Source organism: Leucobacter sp. NPDC077196, assembly GCF_040687075.1.
In the GTDB taxonomy this organism is placed as follows: Bacteria; Actinomycetota; Actinomycetes; order Actinomycetales; family Microbacteriaceae; genus Leucobacter.
The window spans coordinates 84,066-103,991 of sequence record NZ_JBFBML010000006.1 but is presented as its reverse complement, the minus strand read 5'-3'; the positions used below and the strand labels follow the sequence as shown (position 1 = coordinate 103,991).

Sequence of the window (19,926 nt, the reverse complement as noted above, 5' to 3'; positions counted from 1 at the left end):
CAGCGTCGGGGCGTCATTTTCTGCTTCAGAAAGGTGCACCAATGAAGGTTCACTCAAAGACATCAGTGGGCGTGCTCGCGCTGGTCGCCAGCGCAGCGCTCGTGCTCTCGGGATGCTCATCGAGCGGTGAGACCGAGCCGACGGAGACGGGCGGCGACGGCGGAGGCGGGAGCAGCGAGGCGCTGCAAATCGCCACGCTGCTGCCTCAGACCGGTTCCCTCGGGTTCCTCATGCCGCCGGTTCAGGCCGGCATCGCCCAGGCGCTCTCCGACATCAACGGTGCGGGCGGCGTGCTCGGCCAAGACGTTGAGGTCGTCGCGGAAGCGAACGAGGGCGATGCCAGCGACCTCACGGTCGTCGAATCGGGCGCCGACGACGTCATCGCCAGCGGGGCGTCGTTCGTGCTCGGCGCGATGGGATCGGGTCGCACGCAGCATGTCGTCGACAAGATCGCCGAAGCGGGCATCCTGATGGGCTCGCCCTCGAACACGTCGGCAGATCTCAGCGGCATCAGCCCCAACTACTTCCGCACCGCGCCGCCGGACACGGTGCAGGGCGACGCGCTTGGCAACCAGATCGTATCTGACGGCGTGACGAGTGTTGCGTTCCTCACCTTCAACGATCCGTACGGCCTCGGGCTGCGAGACGTGATCCAGGAGACGGTCGAAGCCGCCGGCGCCGAGGTCGTCTACGGCGGTAAGGGCGACGGCAACGAGTTCCCGGTCGAGCAGACCTCGTTCGCTTCCGAGATCACCGCGGCGAAGGACTCAGGCGCCGAGGCGATCGTCGTGGTGACGTACGACCAGTTCAAGCAGATCGTGCCGGAGGCCGTGAACCAGGGGCTCGATCTCTCGACGTTCTACCTCGTCGACGGCAACGCGAACGGCTACGAGAGCGATTTCGAGGCCGGAACGCTCGAGAATGCCCAGGCATCGATCCCCGGTGCGCAGGCGAACGACGAGTTTCAGACGCAGTTGCAGGAGATCTACACCGAGGAGTACGACGGCGAGCTCGAGAGCTTCACCTATGCGCCCGAGGCCTACGACCTCGTGACCCTCGTTGCGCTGGCCGCGGAGAAGGCCGGATCGACTGATTCCGCGGCGATCCAGGAGAACCTGCACGCGGTGTCGGGCAGTGAGGGCGGCGAGGAGTGCTCCACATTCGAGGAGTGCGCGACGCTGATCCAGGATGGCTCCGAGATCCAGTACGTCGGCAAGGCCGGCACCGGGCCGCTGAACGAGAATAACGATCCCTCATCCGCGTTCATCGGCATTTACAAGTACGACGGTTCGAACAACCCGGTGTTCCAGAAGGCCGTGGAGGGCCAGACCGAGTAATCCGCAACCCATCGAAAAGCCCCTGGCGCCGAATCCGGCGCCAGGGGCTTTTCGAGTTCTGCCTTCACTCCGTCTGCGCGGAATTCTTCTCAACATCGGCGGCGAGCGTACCGAGATAGAGCTCGATCACCTTCGGGTCGTTCGCGAGCTCGCGGCCCGGTCCCTCGTACGAGTTGCGCCCCTGATCGAGCACGTACGCGCGATCGCAGATCTGCAGGCAGCGACGCGCATTCTGCTCGACCATGATGATGGTGACACCGGTCTTGTTGATCTGCCGCGTGCGGATGAAGGTCTCATCCTGTCGCACGGGTGAGAGGCCGGCGCTCGGCTCGTCGAGCAGCAGCACCTTGGGGTTCATCATGAGCGCTCTGGCCATGGCCACCGACTGTCGCTCGCCGCCCGACAACGATCCGGCGCGCTGCTTGCGGCGATCCGCCAGCATGGGAAAGAGCTCCCACATTTCGTCGGCGCGCGCAGCGAACTGTTTGGGCTTCAGGAACAGCCCCATCTGCAGGTTCTCTTCAATGCTCAGAGAGGGGAAGACGTTGTTGGTCTGCGGGACGAAACCGATGCCCTTGCGCACGAGATGGTTCGTGGAGGTGTGCGTGATGTCGTCCCCGTCGAGCGTCACCGCGCCCTCGCGAATGTTCACGAGGCCGAACAGCGCTTTCAGCAATGTCGACTTGCCCGCCCCGTTCGGGCCAATGATGCCGATGAGTTCCCCCGAGTATGCCTCGAGGGTGCATCCGTTCAGAATGTTGATGCCGGGAAGGTACCCGGCTGTGAGATTGTCTGCCTTGATCACCAGTGGCGCGTCAGCATTCATCGGGTCTCCTCCTCGACCTCTGTGGCGATCGCTCGGATCACGCCGGTGGTCAGCACATCGTCGTCGCCGAGGTCGCGGTCGTGGTGCGCGCCGAGATAGGCGTCGACGACCGCCTCGCTCGCCATCACCTGCTCCGGCTCGCCCTCGGCGATGATGGTGCCCTGCGCCATCACCACGACCCAGTCGGAGATATGGCGCACCATGTGCATGTCGTGCTCGACGAAGAGCACGGTCGTTCCCTCGTCGCGCAGGGCTTGAATGTGATCGAGCAGGCTCTGCGTGAGCGCGGGGTTCACGCCCGCCATGGGCTCGTCGAGCATGATCATCGCGGGCTTCGACATGAGCGCACGCGCCATCTCGAGCAGCTTCTTCTGGCCGCCCGAGAGGTCGCCAGCCATGTCGTCACGCTTGGCATCGAGCTTGAATCTGGCGAGCAGCTCGTCGGCGCGCGCGATGTTCTCGCGTTCCCGCTTCGCCCAGAGCGGCTTGATGAGACCGACGAACAGGTTCTCGCCGGGCTGATCGTTCGCGCCGATGAGCATGTTCTCGAGCACAGTCATGCGCGACAGGGCTTTGGTGAGCTGGAATGTGCGCACCATGCCGGATCGGGCGACCTGCGACGCGCCGGTGCGATTGAGCGCCTTGCCGTTGAACGTCCAGGTCGCATCGCCCCCGCCGATGAGCCGTTTCCCGTTCGACGGCCGATCGAACCCCGTGATGAGGTTGAAGAAGGTGGTCTTGCCCGCACCGTTGGGGCCGATCAGTGCTGTGATCGCGCCGCGCTGCACCTCGAGATGATCGACGTTGACGGCCTGCAGCCCGCCGAACTGCCGCACGATGTGATCCACCGAGAGTATGGGGTCTGGTTTCGCGACTCCGGGAGTCTGCGCGAGCGCGGCGAGTTCCGCTCGCAGTGCCGCCCGGTCGCTGGGGTAATTCTGCGCGTCAGACATTGAACGACAGCTCCTTCTTGTTGCCGAGTATGCCTTGCGGTCTGAAGACCACCAGCAGAATCAGCGAAATGCCGATGAGAATCCAGGCGAGCTGCTCGGTCTGCTGCGCGCTCAGCACCGACGCCGGTACGAACTCGCCGGCAAGGCTGGTGAGCACGAGCCTGATGACGAAGAAGAGGATGCTGCCGAGCAACGGGCCGAAGATCGTGGCAGCGCCGCCGAGCAGCATGATCATCCAGAGGTTGAATGTTGTCGGTCGGCCCATCGAATCCGGTTGCATGGCCGCGGGGAGCGCCATGACGATACCGCCGAACGCTCCCATGACGCCGCCGAGAATGAGCGCCTGCAGTTTGTAGGCGAATGAGCTCTTTCCCAGACTGCGCACCGCGTCTTCGTCTTCACGGATGCCTTTCAGTACGCGCCCCCAGGGACTGCGCACGAGTGCCCAGGTGATGAGGATGAAGAGAGCGACAAGGCCCCACGCGACGAGACGGGTCCACCAGTCGTCGACTCCGGTGTTCGAGTAGGTCAGCCCGAGAATCGTCGTCTTGCCCTCGGGAAGGGGCGAGAGCTCGGTGAAGACGTGACGATACTTCTGCCCGGGAATACCCGTGGGGCCGCCCGTGATGTCTTGCAGCGCCGCGAGCTTGACCACCATTCTGATGATCTCTGCGGCGCTGATGGTGACGATCGCGAGATAGTCGCCGCGCAGCTTGAGCGTGGGGATGCCGAGGATGAGGGCGAACAGCACGGCGGCGAGGATCGCGATGAGCATCGCCGTCCAGAAGCCTGCTCCGAGCACCACGGAGACGCCGAAACCATAGGCGCCCACGAGCATGAAGCCGGCTTGCCCCATATTCATGAGGCCCGTGAACCCGAAGTGCACGTTGAGGCCGATGGCGGCGAGCACGAACGCGGCGGTGGTCGGGGAGAGCGCGGTCTGCAGGATGCTCTGCAGGAGTCCAGTCCAGAATTCCATGATGCTCCTAGCCGATCCGCTCTTTGCGTCCGAAAATGCCCTGCGGTCGCACCAGCAGGATCAGGATGAGAAGAAGCAGCGCGCTGGCATACTTCAGGTCGCCGGGCAGCCAGATGTTCGTGAGCTCGACGATCATGCCGATGATCATCGAGCCGACGAACGCCCCGAACGCGGTGCCGAGCCCGCCGAGGGTGACCGCGGCGAAGAACATCAGCAGCATCGTGCCGCCGGTGAACCAGTTGAGTCCGTTGAAGACAAGACCGAAGAACACGCCTGCGAGGCCTGCCAGGCCGCCTCCGACCACCCACACGACGTTGATGACGCGATCGACGTCGATGCCAGACGCGCGGGCGAGAGCCGGATTGTCTGAAATCGCGCGGGTCGCGCGGCCGAACCTCGTGTACATCAGACCGAGCCCCACAGCGATGATCGCGAGCAGCGAGACCCCCATCGCGATGTACGACTGCACCGTCAGCGTGACTCCTGCGATCGTGACGGTTGCAGCGGTGCTCTTGTCGATGCGCACGACGCCCGAACCGAAGAAGAACTGGAAGGTGTATTGCAGCGTGATCGATAGACCGATCGAGACGATCATGAGCTGCATGAGGCTCAGTCGTCGTTTGCGCAGCGGTTTCCAGAGCACCTTGTCTTGCACGAAGCCGAAGCCCGCGCACGCGATGACCGCGAGCAGCCCCGCGAGCCAGAGATTGCCGGTGACTCCCATGAACGCGGCCGCCAGCAGTCCGCCCATCGTGACCATCTCGCCCTGGGCGAAGTTGCTGAGGCCTGTGGTGCCGAACACGAGCGAGAGCCCGAGCGAGGCGAGGGCGATAAGCAAGCCCATGCGGATGCCGGAGACGAACTGCTGCCAGAAGCGCGGCCACGAGAACGCGTCTGCCGAGGAGGATGCTGAGGCCGGCTTCGCCTCATCGTCGCCGGTTTCGGGCGTCGTGCTCGCCGCTTCGGGGTCGTCGGTCAGCGGAAACAGCGCGCTCGCAGTGTTGTGCAGCGACACCTCCACTTCGCGTTCTCCCGCGGTCTTGAAGAACTCGTCGTCTGGCAACGTGGTCTCATCGATCGCGACCGTGTAGGTGCCGGCCTCGGCAGCGCTGAAGACCCAGCGCCCGGCATCGTCGGTCGTCGTTGTCGACTCCTCGCCGGCTCCGCTGAGTGTGACGTCGATGCCGGGCGCGGGATCGCCGCTGCTCAGCTTGATCACGCCCTGCACGCAGGCGGTTGCGGGATCGGGCTCGCAGGTGTCGGCGGCGTGCGCGGGGGCGGCTGCGAGGGCGATACCGAAAATCGCGAGGAGAGCGACGATCATCAGCATCAGGATTCCCCTGACGGGCATTCGTCTGCGTTGCAGAGTCGGGTTCACCGGACCTCCATTGGTCGTTGAACGGTCGAGGCGACGGGTGTGCCCTGACAACAGTGTCGCCCAAATATATACCGACGCGGTGCCGACTCGTGCGCATTCGTGCCTTCGGCGCAGATTTGTTGCGCGTTCACGCCGCGCGGCTGTCGGCGCGGTCGGCGGTAGTCTGGGGAGATGGCAGAGCGATCCTGGTCTTTCTCGAAAGCATTCCGCAATCTCTTCAGCGGACCCGAGCTCATCACCGATGAGACCTGGGATGATCTCGAGACGGCCCTGATCATGGCCGATTTCGGCCCGGACGTGACGGAGTCGATTCTCGACGCACTGCGCGCCGACGTCGAACGGCATCGCGTAACCGAGGTGGCCGAGATGCGTCGCATGCTGCGCGACGCAATCGAGGAGCGCCTCGCCGCCTACGACCCGACGCTCCGCCTTTCGGAGCGCCCCGCGGTCATCTTGGTGGTGGGCGTCAACGGCGTGGGCAAGACGACCACGATCGGCAAGTTCGCGAAGTACCTCACGGCGTTCGACAAGCGCGTGCTCGTCGGTGCGGCAGACACGTTCCGCGCGGCGGCGGTCGAGCAGCTCGCGACGTGGGCGGATCGCGCAGGCGTCGATATCGTCAAGCCGCAGCAGGCGGGGCAGGATCCGGCATCGGTCGCGTTCCAGACGGTGCAGCGCGCGATCGAGAGCGACTACGAGATCGCGATCATCGATACCGCCGGGCGTCTGCAGACCAAGGGCGGGCTCATGGACGAGCTCGGCAAGGTGCGGCGCGTCATCGAGAAGCAGGCTCCGGTCGCCGAGGTGCTGCTCGTTCTCGATGCGACGACGGGCCAGAACGGGCTCGCCCAGGCGGAGGCCTTCATTCAGCACGCGGGCGTCACCGGGCTCGTGCTCACGAAGCTCGACGGCTCGGCCAAGGGTGGGTTCGTGCTCTCGGTGCAGGAGAAGACCGGACTGCCGGTGAAGCTCATCGGCCAGGGCGAGGGGATCGGCGATCTCACCGGCTTCACGCCGCACGTGTTCGCGCAGCAGCTGATCGGCTGAGTGCCGCTGCTGAGTATTGCCGCTGAAACCCGATAGCGCAACCCGATCGCCGAGCGCGAAATCTGTAGCGCCGGCGCGGCATGAGGAGTAGACCGGTGATAGAGGCGGGCCCCGCCCGGGCTCGCTCAACGAGAAAGGGTCATCATGCAGCGTCTCACCGTACTCGGCACCGGAGTGCTCGGTTCCCAGATCATCTTCCAGGCCGCGTACTTCGGCAAAGAGGTGGTCGCCTACGATATCAACGACGAGGCGCTGGCACAGCTGCCGGAGCGTTGGGAGTACCTGAAGCCGCTCTACATCCGCGATCTTCCGGACGCGTCGCCCGAAAAGCTCGAGGCGGCTATCGGCCGGATCCGGGCGACCACCGATCTGGGCGAGGCTCTGGCGCAGGCCGAACTCGTCATCGAAGCGGTTCCCGAGAACCTCGAGATCAAGCGCGACACCTGGCGTCGCGTCGGCGAGCTCGTGCCTGACACCACCATTTTCGCAACGAACTCGTCGACGCTCCTGCCGAGCGACATAGCGCCGGCATCTGGCCACCCCGAGCGCTTCCTCGCGCTGCACTTCGCGAACGAGGTGTGGAAGAACAACACCGGTGAGGTGATGGGTCACGCGGGAACCGACCCCGCCGCATTCGAAGCGGTTGCCCAGTTCGCGGAGGAGATCGGCATGGTGCCGATCCGCGTGCTCAAGGAGCAGCCCGGATACGTGCTGAACTCGTTGCTCGTTCCCTTCCTCGATGCAGCGAGCGGGCTCCTGATGGGTGGAGTGGCGACGCCGGAAGACATCGACCGCACCTGGCGCATCGGCACGGGCGCGCCACTCGGGCCCTTTCAGATCTTCGACGTGGTCGGAATGATGACCCCATACATGCTCAACAAGGACAGTGAGAAGCCCGGCGCGCGCGAGTTCGCCGAGTACCTGAAGCGGGAGTACATCGACAAGGGGTTCCTGGGCAAGGGGAGTGGGCGCGGGTTCTACACGTACGAGTAGGCGGAAGCCCGGCTGCGGCATTGGCTTCGGTGAGGCATTCGGCCTCGGTGAGACCCCTGTGGGGGCGAATGGCTCACCGAGGCCGCCTTCCCCACCGATGCGAGCTAGAATGAACCCGCTATGGCTACTTTCGGAAACCTCTCGGCGCGACTGACCGACACCCTCAAGAACCTTCGTTCGAAGGGCAAGCTCTCTGCGTCCGACGTCGACAGCACGGTTCGCGAGATCCGTCGCGCGCTGCTCGAGGCCGACGTCGCGCTCGACGTGGTCAAGGAGTTCACCGCCAAGGTGCGCGAGCGCGCCCTCGGCGACGAGGTGAACCAGGCGCTCAATCCGGCGCAGCAGGTGGTGCAGATTGTCAACGAGGAGCTCGTGGCGATTCTCGGCGGAGAGCAGCGTCGTCTGCAGTTCGCGAAGAATCCGCCCACGATCATCATGCTCGCCGGACTTCAGGGCGCGGGCAAGACCACGCTTGCTGGCAAGCTCGCGAAGTGGCTCCGCGACCAGGGGCATACACCGCTGCTCGTCGCGTGCGACCTGCAGCGGCCGAACGCGGTGACGCAGCTCGGCGTCGTCGCTGAACAGGCGGGCGCCGAGATCTTCGCGCCGGAGCCGGGAAACGGCGTCGGAGATCCCGTGCAGGTCGCGAAGCGCGGTGTCGCAGAGGCGCGTTCCAAGCACCACGACTTCGTGATCATCGATACCGCGGGTCGACTCGGCGTCGATGCCGAGCTGATGCAGCAGGCGTCCGATATTCGCAAGGCCACCGATCCTGACGAAGTGCTGTTCGTGATCGATGCGATGATCGGGCAGGATGCAGTCGCCACGGCTCAGGCCTTCCAAGAGGGCGTCGACTTCACCGGCGTCGTGCTCACCAAGCTCGACGGCGACGCGCGCGGCGGTGCGGCGCTCTCGATCCGCAGTGTGACCGGTCGGCCGATCCTCTTCGCGTCGACGGGCGAGGGGTTGAACGACTTCGAGCCATTCCACCCCGACCGGATGGCGAGTCGTATTCTCGACCTCGGCGACATTCTCACCCTCATCGAGCAGGCGCAGTCAGCCTTCGACGAGGACGAAGCGCGCAAGGTCGCGGAGAAGATCGCGAAGGATGCGTTCACGCTCGACGACTTCCTCGGCCAGATGCAGCAGTTGCGCAAGGCCGGTTCGCTCAAGAAGATGATGGGCATGCTGCCCGGCATGGGCAAGATGCAGTCGCAGCTCGACAACTTCGACGAGCGCGAGATCGTGCACACCGAGGCGATCATCCAGTCGATGACGAAGGCCGAGCGCGACAACCCGAAGCTGCTCAACGGCTCGAGGCGTCTGCGCATCGCCCGGGGATCGGGTATGACCGTCACCGACGTGAATCAGCTCGTGCAGCGCTTCGAGCAGGCGGCGAAGATGATGAAGACGGTCGCCCGTGGCGGCGTTCCGCAGATTCCCGGCATGGGCCCGGTGCCCGGCATGGGCGGCGGCGGCCGAAAGAAGCAGCAGCCCGCGAAGGGCAAGGGCAAGCAGCGCTCGGGAAACCCGGCGAAGCGTGCGCAGGAGGCAGCCGGTATCGCCGCGAAGCCAGCCGGCGCGGCTGAGAACGGGTCGGGTTTCGGTCTCGGCGCGGGTGGCGCCGCACAGCCCAGCGAAGAGGATCTGGCGAAGCTGCAGCAGATGCTCGGCAAGGGTCTTCGCTAAAAACCCTGTTCACGGCGAAAATTGCAAACCGCCGCGGAGTGTGGCAAGATTGACGAGTTCGCGCAACTCGCGCGCCCACGCTTCCGCGATCCGGCCGTCCGGCATGAGATGCGGCATCGTCTATCGATTCAAGGAGTCATCATGGCTGTCAAGATCCGTCTCAAGCGCCACGGCAAGATCCGCGCGCCCTACTACCGCATCGTCGTCGCCGACTCGCGCACCAAGCGCGACGGTCGCGTCATCGAGGAGATCGGCAAGTACCACCCGACCGAGAACCCCTCGTTCATCGAGGTCGACTCCGACCGCGCGCAGTACTGGCTCAGCGTCGGCGCTCAGCCGACCGAGCAGGTCGCCGCCATTCTGAAGCTCTCGGGTGACTGGGGCAAGTTCACGGGAACCGGCGAGACCGAGTCCAAGATCCTCGCCCCCGAGGCGAAGGTTCCTTTCGAGGCTGATGCCGCGAAGAAGCCCGTGCTGCGCCCGAAGGCTGAGAAGCCAGCTGCTGCCCCCGCTGAAGAGGCTCCGGCCGACGACGCAGCAGCCGAGTCGACCGAGGCCTGACCCTTTTGGCTCAGCAGGCACTCGCGGAGGCGCTCGCGCACCTCGTCCGCGGTATCGTCGATCACCCTGAACGGGTGCGCGTCGACGCGCGTGACGGGGGGCGGGGCGACGTGCTCGAGGTGCACGTGCACCCGAGCGACCTCGGTCGAGTCATCGGACGAGGCGGTCGTACCGCCTCGTCGCTGCGCACGCTCGTACTGTCGCTCGCCGGTGGTGATCGCGTACGCGTCGATGTCGTCGACACCGACGCTGCGGAAGACGCCGACGCTGCCGAAGCGGAGAACGAAGCCTGATGGCAGATCTGCAAGGGCGAGCGCAGGCTCCCCGTCCCGCTAGCGGGGCGGGGAGTTTGCGCGTGGGGCGCCTCACGAAGCCCCACGGACTGAAGGGTGGCCTCAAGGTCGAGCTCTTCACCGACAATCCGGAGCTCCGGTTCGTGCCGGGTGCGGTGTTCCATCTCCAGGTGCCTGCCGACTCGCCATGGCTCGGACGTACCATCACGATGCGCGAACTCCGGTGGTTCAACGAATCGCCCGTGGGCTTCTTCACCGAGGTTCCCGATCGCACCGCCGCCGAGAGCATTGTGCGCGCGATTCTCTGGATCGATGAGCAGGCGGTCGAGGCGGGCGAGGAAGAAGATGCGTGGTACCACCATCAGCTCGTCGGTCTCGATGTGGTGCGCGCCGCAGATGAGCCGGGCGGTGAGCCGGTGAAGCTCGGCGTCGTGGCCGAGGTGCAGCATCTTCCGGCGCAGGATCTGCTGGTGGTCACCTCAGCCGATGGACCGGTGCTCGTGCCGTTCGTGACGGCGATCGTGCCGAGCGTCGACATCGCGGCCGGCCTCGTGCATGTGACGCCGCCGCCCGGGCTCTTCGACGCGTCTGAGGCCGAATCCGATGGCACTGATGCCCCGCAGCGTGACGACTCGGATGCTCCGCAGCGCAACGAAACGGATGAGACGACTGCATGAGGATCGACGTCGTCTCGATCTTCCCCGGCTACTTCGATGCGCTCGAGCTCTCATTGCTCGGCAAAGCACGGCAGCGGGGCCTGATCGACCTGAACGTGCACGATCTGCGCGACGCGACCCGGGACAAACACCGTACCGTCGATGACACCCCGGCGGGTGGCGGGGCCGGCATGGTGATGAAGCCGGAGCCGTGGGGGGAGGCCCTCGACGGCATTCTGACGGAGGCGGCAACCGATGCCGATCCGCTCATCATCTTCCCGTCGCCGGCTGGTGAAGTCTTCACGCAGCCGATGGCGCGTGAACTCGCCGGTGAAGCTCATCTCGTTTTCGGCTGCGGTCGGTACGAGGGCATCGATCAGCGCGTGTTCGACGAGTACGCGAATCGGGGTCGGGTGCGTCTCGTGAGCATCGGCGATTACGTGCTGAACGGGGGAGAGGTTGCCGCGATCGCCATGATCGAGGCGATCGGTCGGCTTGTTCCCGGCGTTGTCGGCAACCCCGAGAGTCTCGTTGAGGAATCGCACGAAGAGGACGGCCTGCTCGAGTACCCGAGTTTCACGAAGCCGGCGACCTGGCGCGACCGAACGGTGCCCGACGTGCTGCTGAGCGGCAACCACGCTGCGATCGAGGCCTGGCGCCGTGAGCAGCGGATCGCACGAACGGCTCGCGTGCGACCCGAGCTGCTCTCACGCGAGCTTCTGGGCCGACCGCCCGGGCGGCACGCCGCGGAGTGAGCCCGGCGCGCGTGTTCGGTCGTGTCGGTTGCTGCCTCTAGGCTGGGGTCATGCGTGATGTGCTTTCAGCCGTTGTCGGCAAGTCGGTGCGCCAGGTCGCCCGGCTCCGGGGTGGCGGTTCGGCCCTGCCAGGGCTCGTGATCGAGAAACTCGACCCCGGTTTTCTGAGGCGCGTACTGGGGCGGCTTCCCTATGGAGTCGTTGCCGTCAGCGGCACGAATGGCAAGACGACGACCACGAAAATGGTCGTTGAACTGCTCGAGGCCAGGGGTCTGCGCGTGTTCACGAACCGCACCGGATCGAACTTCTCGCGGGGCGTCGTTGCCGCGGCGATTCAGGAGAGCGATCTTCGCGGCCGCCTCGAGGCCGATATCGCGGTGCTCGAACTCGATGAAGCCCACGCGATGTACTTCATCGACCGGGTGGCGCCGAGATTCACGCTGCTGTTGAACGTGCTGCGCGATCAGCTCGATCGTTTCGGTGAGATCGATACGACCGCGAAGCTGCTCCAGCGCATCGCCGATGCCACAACCGAGGGCTTGGTGGTGAATCGCGAGGATCGACTGATTGCGGCCATCGGCGCGCTCACGCGAGAGCGCACGGGCGCCCGTGTCGATGTTCGCGAATTCGGGCTCTCCGATGCGCTCCTCGCCACATTCCCGAGCGACGACGACTTCCACCTCGCTGCGGCGGCAACTGATGCGCAGCGCGAGCAGCGCACCCCGGCCGACGTGATGCTGCTCGAAGTCGGCGATCACGAAGCCCGATTCGGCATCGATGGGAACGACTACCGAACGACGTTGAAGCTGGAAGGGCTCTACAACACGTTCAACGCGGCAGCGGCGCTCGCGCTCGTGCGTCAGATCCTGGAGGCCGGCCCGATCGCCCCGGGCGCGGGCGCGACCGCGACGACCGACGAGCTGATCGGCGCCCTCGCCGAGATCCGCCCGGCGTTCGGCCGAGGCGAGCAACTCGTGCTCGACGACCAGCCCCTCGAGCTGGTTCTGGTGAAGAACCCCGCCGGCTTCCGGCTCGGTCTTGCATCGTTTCACGCGGAGGGCGTTGCCGCGATGATCGCGATCAACGATCAGTATGCCGACGGCCGCGACATGTCGTGGCTGTGGGACGTCGATTTCACGTCGCTCGCCGGCGCGGGCGTCGACACCGTCAGCGGTACTCGCGCCTGGGACATGGCGTTGCGACTCGAGCACGACGACGTCTCGGTCGGGCACGTCGAAGAAGATCTCCGTCGCGCCCTCGCCGCGTTCCGAGAGCGCACCCGCGGTCGCCCGCGACGCATCTACTGCACGTACACGGCAATGCTCGAACTGCGTCGCGCGCTTGCCGACGTGACCGATGTGGAGGACGTCTGGTGAACGCTACCGATCGCGAGCTCGTCATCGTCTCGCTCTATCCGCGTGACATGAACATCTATGGCGACCGTGGAAACGTGCTCTCCCTCGCCCGTCGCACGGCCGCGCAGGGTTTCTCACCGCAAGTCGTCGAGGTGAATCCGGGCGACCCACTGCCAGAGACCATCGATATGGTCGTGGGCGGAGGAGGCCAGGACTCGGGGCAGGGGCGCGTCGCGCTCGATCTCGCCCAGCGCGCCGGTGACATGCGGGCCCTCGCCGAAGACGGCGTGCCGATGTTGATGATTTGCGGGCTCTACCAGTTGTTCGGCCACCGCTTCATCACGCATGCGGGAGACGAGCTCGTGGGAATCGGTGTACTCGACGTCGAGACGCTCGGCGGCACCGAGCGCATGATCGGCAACGTGGTGCTCGACACCGAGGAATTCGGCGAAGTCGTCGGCTACGAGAACCACAGCGGCAGCACCCAACTCGGGCCGGGCTCGTCTCCGCTGGGGCGCGTCGTGCAGGGCGCGGGAAACGCTCCCGATGCCGGCGTGGAAGGTGCGCGCACGGCCAACGTTCTCGGCAGTTATCTGCACGGGTCGCTGCTGCCGAAGAACCCCGCGATCAGCGACTTCCTCATCGCCGAGGCGGCTCGCCGGCGGTATGGCTCGTTCACTCCTGTAGCGCCGACGCACGAAACCGTGCTCCGAGCGAGAGAAAGCGCTAAACGGCGACCTCGATAGGCTGACATCCGCGCGCGGAAAAGTTTCTGCTCGCACGGGAATATTCGTTTGCATGTATTAGTTGTGCTCATCGGACCTCGAACATTCGAACGAAAGGCACGACATGTCAATCACTGCAGAGCAGATCCCCGGGTACCGCGTGGGAACGTGGGCCGTCGACCCCACGCACTCCGAGGTCGGCTTCTCCGTACGCCACCTCGCGATCAGCAAGGTCAAGGGAAAGTTCGAGACCTTTGAGGCGACCTTCACGACCGCAGAGAATCCGCTCGAGTCGAGCGTGACCGCGAGTGCCGACGTCGCTTCGGTCAACACGAACGAGAAGAACCGTGACGGGCACCTCGCTACCGGAGACTTCTTCGCTGCCGATGAGTTCCCCAAGCTCACCTTCGTATCGACCGGTGTGCGCGAGGAGAACGGCGACTTCTTCGTCGACGGCGACCTGACGCTCCGCGGCGTGACGAAGCCCGTGACCTTCGACTTCGAGTTCGGCGGGTTCGGCGAGGACGCATACGGCAACTACAAGGCAGGCTTCACCGCCACCACCCGTGTCAAGCGCGAGGACTTCGGTCTGACCTGGAACGCTCCGCTCGAGAAGGGCGGCCTGCTGCTCGGTTCCGATGTGACGATCACCCTGGACGTGCAGGCGGCTCTCGTCAAGTAGTCGACACCACGCACGTTCGAATCGCCGTCTCCGCGCATGCGGGGCGGCGATTCGTCGTTTCAGTCGAGTTCGCCGGTGATGCGTCCGCGCACGCGGCGCAGATCCTCCATCAATGACCCGATGAGCACCCAGTGTCGCTCATTCGGCCGCGGAATGGTGAGTGGCGTCGTCAGCGCGAACGCTCCTGGCTCGCCCTGGGCCTCTGACCCGGGCTCGGCGAGCAGTTCGAGATCGTGCGCTGCGCGGCGCATCTCCTCCGCCATTCCCGTAACAAAGGGATCTTCCGTCAGCTCGGGATCGTACAGGTCTGCGAGCGCCCGCGCCATGCCTACGATCTGCGTGACGATCCGCTGCAGGCGCTCGAACTGCGCGTCGTCTTCTGCGAGGCCCTCGCGGTAGCGTCTGCTGCGCGGGTTGAATCGGAGGCTCTCTCGTGCCTGACGCAGCAGCGCGTGCACCCGCGTTCGCTCGTCTTGCAGCCCGCGTGCATCGGCGAGCATCTCCGCGAGCCACGGTCGATTGCGGGGCTCATCGAGTGCGTCGGCGATGCGGCGCAGCACCTCCGCTGAGTGCTGCGTGAGGTCGACGATCGCGAGGTGCACTGACGAGGTGCTGACCGGAGCGATCACGAGCGCATTCAGAAGTACGCCGATCGCCGCGCCGATCGCAGTTTCGATGAGCCGCTCGGCGCCGTAATGCAGTTGGAGGCCGCCGAGAGCGATCATCAGCAGCGCACTGATCGCCACCTGGTTGGCGGCCGAAGGCGTCATGCGCAGCAGCCAGCCCACACCCATCGCGACGATGATGGCGGCGATGAACAACCACGATTGCGGTCCGAAGAGCGCCCCGGCGCCGATGGCGACGCCCACGCCCACGAGCACGCCGACGACTCGTTCGATGCCGCGGGTGAGCGACTGATCGACGTTGTCTTGCATCACGATCAGTGCTGCGATCGCCCCGAAGATGGGAAGCTGCTCGGGGAAGATGGCGAGGCAGATGAACCAGGTCAGGATCGCCGCGGCCGCGCCCTTGGCCAGCTGCCACCAGGCGGGTCGCACCGCCACCATGAATCGGCCGGTGAGATCGCGTTCGAACCGGCGCCAGGGTCGGGTGACAGGACCGGTCACAGAAGTCCCAGCTTGCGCAGCTCCTCGCGCAGTGTCGCACCGTCAGGGCCGTAGACCCACGGCACACCGCTGGTGCTCCGGTGCAGACGGGCCTTCGATCGGCCGCCGGCGAGCACGGCTTCGCCGACGGAGAGCTGGCGGATGAGTACGGCGGCGACGCTCTCGGGATGGGCCGTCGCGAACTCGTGATAGAGGGCTTCGTCGTGCTGGCCGTCGTCGCCGATCAGGATCCACTTGATTCCCGGGAACTCTCGCACGATTCTTCGCAACTCACGGCGCTTGTGTTCGCGACCGCTGCGGAACCAGCGGTCGTGGGTCGGGCCCCAGTCAGTGAGGAGCAACGGTCCCATGGGATACAGATTGCGTGCGAGGAAGCGGCTCAGCGCGGGAGCCGCGTTCCAGGCGCCGGTGGAGAGATAGACCACGGGCGATCCCGGGTGCTCGGCCATGAGGTGGTCGAGCATCACCGCCATGCCGGGCGTCGCCGACCGCGCGTGTTCGTCGAGCACGAAGCTGTTCCAGGCTGCCACGAACGGTCGGGGGAGCGCCGTGAGCAGGATGGTGTCGTCGATGTCGGAGATGACCCCGAACTCGGCCTGAGGGTCGACGACGTTGACCGGCGCGTCTGCGGCCTCGCTGTCGCCCGCTTGCAGGGTGACGGTGTGCCAGCCCGGGTCGAGGCGCACCGGGACGATGGCGTCGATCACGCCACCGCGATCGGCCGTCACCTCGGTGACCGGCTCGCCGTCGATGAGTACCCGCACGGTCTGGTGCGGCACCGACAGGCTCGTGAACGTGCGCCAACCTCGCACGCGCGACACCTCGGCCACGTCGGGTCGGAAGCGCGTGTGCTCGCGGCTTTCGGGGCGCAGGTAGAGCACTCGACCGAGAATGCGCACCCATTCATCGGTGCCGTACCCGATGTAGGGAATCACCGAGGGCTTTTTGCCGCGCGAGATGGCGCGTCGAGCGCGGCGCACGTGCAGCCAATCCTCCAGGCGAGCCGCGAAACGGGGTCGATGGTCTGGCTGGGGCGGCGAAGTCACCCGGACAGTCTAGGGCGTCGGGGTGTGCGGATCATCAGGCGCCCCCGCCGAGCTTGCCGCATCGAGATGCCGCTGCTCGCGTCGCAAGAACCACTTCTTGACTCCCCAGATGGCGAGAGCGACCAGCGCGGCCAGCCCGGCGAACACGAACCCGGCCCCTTTGACCCGCGCCGCGAGCTGATCGTATCCAGCTGCAGCTCCGACGCCGAGCGACACCACGATGACAGACCACACGACACTCGCCGACGCGGTCCAGGCGAGAAATCGCGCGTATCGCATTCCGGCCATGCCCGCGGTCAGCGGCACGAGCGAGTGGAGTACGGGAAGAAATCGTGACAAGAACACGGCGATTCCACCGCGTTCGCCAAGGTAGTGCTCGGCAATGCGCCAATTGCGCTCGCCGAGTTTGCGCCCCGCACGGCTGGCTCGAATTCGAGGACCGACCCATCGCCCCAGGAAAAAGCCGATGCTCTCTCCGGCCACGGCGCCCATGATCAGTGCGACGACGAGCCACACGTATTGCGCCGGGGAGGTCACTCCGATGGCCGACACCAGAGCGATGGTGTCTCCCGGGACCACGAGGCCGACGAAGATCGACGTCTCAAGCATCATGCCGAAGCCAGCGAGCAGCGTGCGCAGGATCGGATCCAAATCGCGGATCCATTCGATCAGCGTGCTCAGGAATTCGGTCACGCCACTGAGTGTAACGACGGTGGCTCGAGAAGCGCGCTGAGCGGGGCATGCACCACTGGCTCGACGTCGAGAGATATACCGTTCGGCGCCGAGTGAAATATGCTTCGAAACCGAATCAGATTCGCAGGAAACTCACAGAAACGGTAAAATCGAGTCAGTCGGCATCCAGCCGATGGCTCCGGCGAGAATTACATCTCGTAGCGGATCTCACTAAGGGAGTGCACCCTTGGTGGGGCGCGCGACCTTCGTTCTGGAGCGTTACATGAACGAGTTCTTTGATCCCCTGACGCTATCGCGATGGCAGTTCGGGTTGACGACGCTGTACCACTTCATCTTTGTTCCACTGACGATCGGCATGTGCCTGCTCGTCGCCATCCTGCAGACCGCGTGGGTGAAGACGGGCAAGATCAAATACCTGCGCCTCACCCGCCTGTTCGGCAAGATCTTCCTCATCAACTTCGCGATGGGCGTCGTGACCGGCATCGTGCAGGAGTTCCAGTTCGGCATGAACTGGTCGAACTACTCCCGCTTCGTCGGCGATATCTTCGGCGCCCCATTGGCGATGGAAGGCCTCATCGCCTTCTTCTTCGAAGCGACATTCATCGGGCTGTGGATCTTCGGGTGGGACAAGCTGCCGAAGAAGATCCATCTGATGACGATCTGGTTCGTCTGGCTCGGCACCGTCGCCTCGGCCTATTTCATCCTCGCTGCGAACGCATTCATGCAGAATCCTGATGGATTCACCATCAACGAGGAGCGCGGGCGTGCCGAACTCGACAGCATCGGGGCGGTGCTCACGAATCCGGTCGCCGTGACGCAGTTTCCGCACACCATCTTCGCCGCGGTGATGTTCGCGGGAGTCGTCGTCGTCTCGACCGCCGCCTGGCATCTGCGCCGGGGCCAGTACCTCGACGAGATGCGCACGGCGCTCAAGTTCGGCGCATGGACGAATATCGCGGCCTTCATGGGCGTCGGGCTCACGGGCCACTCGCTCGGCATGGTGATGACCGAGACGCAGCCGATGAAGATGGCTGCTGCAGAAGCGCTCTACGAAAACGCCTCGGGCGCCGATGCATCGTTCTCCGTGTTCAGCCTGGGCACCCCCGATGGGGCCCACGAGATCTTCTCGATCCGCATCCCCTACCTCCTGTCCTTCCTCTCGAATGGAACGTTCAACGGCTCCGTCGAGGGCATCCGCGATCTGCAGGCCGAGTACACCGCTCAGTACTGCGGCGCCGACTCGCTGCTGACGTGCCCGACCGACGGCCAGTTCGCACCCATCATCTGGGTCACCTACTGGGCATTCCGCTGGATGATCGGCCTCGGCGCACTCGCGGCGCTCGTCTCGGTCGTGGGGCTCTGGATCACCCGGAAGAACATGGATCTTCCCGACTGGGTCTGGAAGGTTGCGATCTGGACGGCGCCGCTGCCGATGCTCGCGTCGCTCGTCGGGTGGGTCTTCACCGAGATGGGCCGCCAGCCGTGGATCGTCTTCGGAGTGATGACCACGGAGCAGGGGGTGTCGCCGGGCGTGCCCGGGTGGGCGGTGCTCATCTCCCTGCTCGTCTTCACGATCGTGTACGGCGCCCTCGCCGTCGTCGAATTCAAGCTCATCACGAAGGCGGCGAAAGAGGGCCCGCCCGAGATCGCACTGAGCTCGGGTGCCGACGGCAAGCCGGGCGACGCCGACCACCAGCAGCTCGCCACGGTCTACTAGGAGACGGACATGGAACTCACCACACTCTGGTTCTTCATCGTCGGAGCGATGCTCATCGGCTACTTCGTGCTCGACGGCTTCGATTTCGGGGTCGGCATGTCGCTCCCGTTTCTCGGTGGGGACGATCGGGATCGCCGCCTCATCATCAACACGATCGGTCCCGTCTGGGATCTCAACGAGACGTGGCTCATCGTCGCGGGCGCCTCGCTCTTCGCCGCGTTCCCCGAGTGGTACGCGACGATGTTCTCCGGCTTCTACCTGGCGCTCCTCGTGATCCTCGTCGCCCTGATTCTGCGCGGGGTCTCGTTCGAGTACCGGCACCAGGGCAAGGGTCGCGAATGGACCAGGTGGTTCGATCAGTTCATCTTCTGGGGTTCGGTGGTGCCGCCGCTGCTGTGGGGCGTCGCGTTCGCCAACCTCGCGCAGGGGCTGCCGATTGCCCCGATGGAGAACGGCGGCTGGATCTACCAGGGCACCCTGCTCACCCTGCTGAACCCCTACGGCCTGCTGGGCGGACTCACGATGCTCCTCATCACGTTCGCGCACGGCCTGGTCTTCATCTCGCTGAAGACTGCAGGTGACATGCGGGAGGGCGCGCGTTCCCTCGCGACGAAGGTGGGCGCTGCGGCTATCCTCGCTGGAGCGACCTTCCTCGGTTGGACGATCATGCAGCACGTCGATAGCCCGACGCTGTGGGTGATCGTGCTCTGCTCGGCAGTCGCCGCAGTCGCACTCATCGGTGGCTGGGTGGCGAATCTCGTGGGACGCGAGGGGTGGGCGTTCACGGGCAACGCGATCGCGATCGCGTTCGCACTGCTCGCGATCTTCATGGCCATGTTCCCGAACCTCATGGCATCGAGCATCGACCCCTCGTACTCCATGTCGATCGTCGGTGCCGCGAGTTCGCAGAAGACGCTCGAACTGATGACGTGGGTTGCGGTCTTCACCCTGCCGCTCGTGCTCGCATACCAGGCGTGGACGTATTGGATCTTCCGCAAGCGCCTCACGCGGGAGGCGATCCCGGTGGGGGCGCACTAGCGTCCCTCCGATCGGCCCGGGGTTTCATCTGATGTGAAGCCCCGGGCTCCCGTAGACTGCCTCGAGCGGTGGTGAC

General features: G+C 65.2%; 20 protein-coding genes. 13 read left to right on the top strand and 7 right to left on the bottom strand.

Translation table 11 applies throughout. The annotated features are described in order from the left end of the window. Positions 1 to 41 precede the first annotated feature (41 nt). Positions 42 to 1,337: an ABC transporter substrate-binding protein gene (locus AB0O71_RS08185; RefSeq protein ID WP_363744098.1), complete on the top strand. Its 1,296-nt coding sequence runs from the start codon at positions 42 to 44 to the stop codon at positions 1,335 to 1,337. 64 nt (positions 1,338 to 1,401) lie between these two features. Here AB0O71_RS08185 and AB0O71_RS08180 read toward each other — a convergent pair whose 3' ends face one another. The 4 genes from AB0O71_RS08180 to AB0O71_RS08165 are packed head-to-tail and all read right to left on the bottom strand — an operon-like array spanning position 1,402 to position 5,419. Beyond that, a complete protein-coding gene (locus tag AB0O71_RS08180; protein ID WP_363744096.1) occupies positions 1,402 to 2,163 on the bottom strand; it encodes an ABC transporter ATP-binding protein in 762 nt (253 codons plus the stop codon). After that, positions 2,160 to 3,116 (bottom strand): ABC transporter ATP-binding protein, encoded by a 957-nt coding sequence (locus AB0O71_RS08175; RefSeq protein ID WP_363744094.1) that lies wholly within the window; start codon positions 3,114 to 3,116, stop codon positions 2,160 to 2,162. Before AB0O71_RS08175 ends, AB0O71_RS08180 begins: the two co-directional genes overlap by 4 nt. After that, positions 3,109 to 4,095, bottom strand: a complete 987-nt coding sequence (locus AB0O71_RS08170; protein WP_363744092.1) for a branched-chain amino acid ABC transporter permease — start codon at positions 4,093 to 4,095, stop codon at positions 3,109 to 3,111. Before AB0O71_RS08170 ends, AB0O71_RS08175 begins: the two co-directional genes overlap by 8 nt. Before the next feature lie 7 nt (positions 4,096 to 4,102). Next, positions 4,103 to 5,419: a branched-chain amino acid ABC transporter permease gene (locus AB0O71_RS08165; RefSeq protein ID WP_363744090.1), complete on the bottom strand. Its 1,317-nt coding sequence runs from the start codon at positions 5,417 to 5,419 to the stop codon at positions 4,103 to 4,105. Between the two features lie 225 nt (positions 5,420 to 5,644). Between AB0O71_RS08165 and ftsY the strand changes: the two genes are divergently transcribed. From ftsY to AB0O71_RS08115, 10 genes are all read left to right on the top strand, one after another. Next, positions 5,645 to 6,520, top strand: coding sequence for a signal recognition particle-docking protein FtsY (gene ftsY / locus AB0O71_RS08160; RefSeq protein WP_363744088.1), 876 nt, complete (start codon positions 5,645 to 5,647; stop codon positions 6,518 to 6,520). Between the two features lie 144 nt (positions 6,521 to 6,664). Beyond that, entirely contained in the window at positions 6,665 to 7,513 is an 849-nt protein-coding gene (locus tag AB0O71_RS08155) for a 3-hydroxyacyl-CoA dehydrogenase (RefSeq protein ID WP_363744086.1), read from the top strand. A gap of 120 nt (positions 7,514 to 7,633) precedes the next feature. Further along, the gene (ffh, locus tag AB0O71_RS08150) at positions 7,634 to 9,202 is read left to right on the top strand and encodes a signal recognition particle protein (RefSeq protein ID WP_363744084.1); all 1,569 of its coding nucleotides are present in this window, start codon (positions 7,634 to 7,636) and stop codon (positions 9,200 to 9,202) included. A gap of 141 nt (positions 9,203 to 9,343) precedes the next feature. After that, positions 9,344 to 9,763: a 30S ribosomal protein S16 gene (gene rpsP, locus AB0O71_RS08145; protein WP_363744082.1), complete on the top strand. Its 420-nt coding sequence runs from the start codon at positions 9,344 to 9,346 to the stop codon at positions 9,761 to 9,763. Between the two features lie 5 nt (positions 9,764 to 9,768). After that, positions 9,769 to 10,056 carry an RNA-binding protein gene (locus tag AB0O71_RS08140; RefSeq protein ID WP_363744080.1) on the top strand — a complete coding sequence of 96 codons (288 nt, stop codon included), beginning with the start codon at positions 9,769 to 9,771 and terminating at the stop codon, positions 10,054 to 10,056. Positions 10,057 to 10,112: 56 nt separating this feature from the next. Then, positions 10,113 to 10,733 (top strand): ribosome maturation factor RimM, encoded by a 621-nt coding sequence (rimM, locus tag AB0O71_RS08135; RefSeq protein WP_363744245.1) that lies wholly within the window; start codon positions 10,113 to 10,115, stop codon positions 10,731 to 10,733. Beyond that, positions 10,730 to 11,467, top strand: coding sequence for a tRNA (guanosine(37)-N1)-methyltransferase TrmD (gene trmD, locus AB0O71_RS08130; protein WP_363744078.1), 738 nt, complete (start codon positions 10,730 to 10,732; stop codon positions 11,465 to 11,467). Before rimM ends, trmD begins: the two co-directional genes overlap by 4 nt. Before the next feature lie 50 nt (positions 11,468 to 11,517). Then, positions 11,518 to 12,843 (top strand): MurT ligase domain-containing protein, encoded by a 1,326-nt coding sequence (locus AB0O71_RS08125; RefSeq protein WP_363744076.1) that lies wholly within the window; start codon positions 11,518 to 11,520, stop codon positions 12,841 to 12,843. Then, positions 12,840 to 13,568 carry a glutamine amidotransferase gene (locus AB0O71_RS08120; protein WP_363744074.1) on the top strand — a complete coding sequence of 243 codons (729 nt, stop codon included), beginning with the start codon at positions 12,840 to 12,842 and terminating at the stop codon, positions 13,566 to 13,568. The genes AB0O71_RS08125 and AB0O71_RS08120 overlap by 4 nt, the downstream gene beginning before the upstream one ends. A gap of 103 nt (positions 13,569 to 13,671) precedes the next feature. Then, a complete protein-coding gene (locus AB0O71_RS08115; RefSeq protein ID WP_363744072.1) occupies positions 13,672 to 14,229 on the top strand; it encodes a YceI family protein in 558 nt (185 codons plus the stop codon). Between the two features lie 59 nt (positions 14,230 to 14,288). On the opposite strand, the gene AB0O71_RS08110 is transcribed toward AB0O71_RS08115, so the two are convergent. The 3 genes from AB0O71_RS08110 to AB0O71_RS08100 are packed head-to-tail and all read right to left on the bottom strand — an operon-like array spanning position 14,289 to position 17,095. Further along, positions 14,289 to 15,356 carry an FUSC family protein gene (locus AB0O71_RS08110; RefSeq protein WP_363744069.1) on the bottom strand — a complete coding sequence of 356 codons (1,068 nt, stop codon included), beginning with the start codon at positions 15,354 to 15,356 and terminating at the stop codon, positions 14,289 to 14,291. After that, positions 15,353 to 16,402: a phosphatase domain-containing protein gene (locus tag AB0O71_RS08105; protein ID WP_363744067.1), complete on the bottom strand. Its 1,050-nt coding sequence runs from the start codon at positions 16,400 to 16,402 to the stop codon at positions 15,353 to 15,355. The genes AB0O71_RS08110 and AB0O71_RS08105 overlap by 4 nt, the downstream gene beginning before the upstream one ends. Before the next feature lie 9 nt (positions 16,403 to 16,411). Then, positions 16,412 to 17,095 (bottom strand): DedA family protein, encoded by a 684-nt coding sequence (locus tag AB0O71_RS08100; protein WP_363744065.1) that lies wholly within the window; start codon positions 17,093 to 17,095, stop codon positions 16,412 to 16,414. 262 nt (positions 17,096 to 17,357) lie between these two features. Between AB0O71_RS08100 and AB0O71_RS08095 the strand changes: the two genes are divergently transcribed. Together AB0O71_RS08095 and cydB are read left to right on the top strand one after the other, a co-directional pair. Beyond that, positions 17,358 to 18,812: a cytochrome ubiquinol oxidase subunit I gene (locus AB0O71_RS08095; RefSeq protein WP_363744063.1), complete on the top strand. Its 1,455-nt coding sequence runs from the start codon at positions 17,358 to 17,360 to the stop codon at positions 18,810 to 18,812. 9 nt (positions 18,813 to 18,821) lie between these two features. Then, complete coding sequence (gene cydB / locus AB0O71_RS08090; protein ID WP_363744061.1) at positions 18,822 to 19,850, top strand: cytochrome d ubiquinol oxidase subunit II; 1,029 nt, start codon at positions 18,822 to 18,824, stop codon at positions 19,848 to 19,850. Positions 19,851 to 19,926: the final 76 nt, after the last annotated feature.